1 protein-coding gene is annotated in these 1271 nt (G+C 68.5%); it reads right to left on the reverse strand.

Features of this window, described 5'->3' with window-relative positions; translation table 11 throughout:
- Window positions 1–1271: KamA family radical SAM protein (locus tag ACFPZN_RS56115; protein WP_378293610.1), on the reverse strand; the 1271-nt coding region annotated here is incomplete at both ends.

The raw sequence follows: 1271 nt of genomic DNA on the forward strand, positions 1-1271 counted from the left end.
CTGCCAGGGGAAGCGGTCGGCGAAGGCGGGTTTGAGGTCGTCCAGCCAGACCGCCTCGGGGTCGTACTTGGCGAAGAAGGGCTTGCCGACCAGGTCGGAATCGCGGCACTGGATGAAGTGCAGGGCGAAGACCTTCTCGCCGAACAGCTCCAGCACACCGTCCACGCAGACCTTGCCGGGCGTGGCCGACATGGACGGGCCGCGCACGGTCCGCGACAGTCCCGCCACGTCCTTGTAGGCGGTCTGGAAGATCTCGTACGCGCGCCCCAGCGGCACCGCGAAGTAGTCCTGGGGGCCGGTGTCGCGCTCGACGAACATGTAGTACGGGACCATGCCCATGCGCGTCTGGGTCCGCCACATGCTCTTCCAGGCGTCCGGATCGTCGTTGATCGTGCGGATCAGCGGCGCCTGGGTGCGGATGACGGCGCCGGTGTCGCGGATCCGGCGTACCGCCTCGGTCACCACCAGCGGTTCCAGCTCGCGCGGGTGGGTGAAGTGGGCCATGAAGGCCAGGTTCTTCCCGGACTCGACGACCTGCTCGAACAGGCCGAGCATGGCGTCGGCGTCGGGGTCGGTCACGAACTTCTGCGGCCAGTAGGCCAGCGACTTGGTGCCGATGCGGATCGATTCCAGCTGCTCCAGGTCCAGCAGCGGCTCGACGTAGCGGCGCAGCACCGGCTCGCCCATGATCATGGCGTCGCCGCCGGTGAACAGGACGCTGGTCACCTCGGGGTGGGCCAGCAGGTAGTCGCGGAGCTGGTGGGAGTCGTCCCCGGCCATCTTCAGGTCGGGCTCTCCGACGAACTGCGCCCAGCGGAAGCAGTAGGTGCAGTAGGCGTGGCAGGTCTGGCCCTGCTTGGGGAAGTACAGCACGGTCTCGTCGTACTTGTGCTGCAGTCCGGGGATCTTGCCGTCGCCGAAGCTGGGGATGTTGAGTTCCATCTGCCCGGCGGGATGCGGGTTGAGGCGCATCCGGACCTTGTGCGCGGCGGCGTCGATCTCGGCCTTGGGAGCCTCGCGGCGCAGCAGGCCGGCCAGTTCGGCGACGTCCTGGGCGGGCAGCATGTCCGCCATCGGGAAGACCAGCCGGTAGATGGGGTCGTCCGGCGCGGCCGACCAGTCGATGAGCTCCTCGATGACGTAGGCGTTGGTCCGGAAGGGCAGGACGGTCGCGACCGCCCTGGTCTCCAGCCGTTCCTGCTCGCTCAGCCCGGCCCGGGCGGTCAGCTCGTCGAGGTGCTTCGCCGTGAAGGCGCGGAACTTGCGACCGG

Source organism: Actinomadura rugatobispora (assembly GCF_042656285.1).
Lineage (GTDB): Bacteria > Actinomycetota > Actinomycetes > Streptosporangiales > Streptosporangiaceae > Spirillospora > Spirillospora rugatobispora.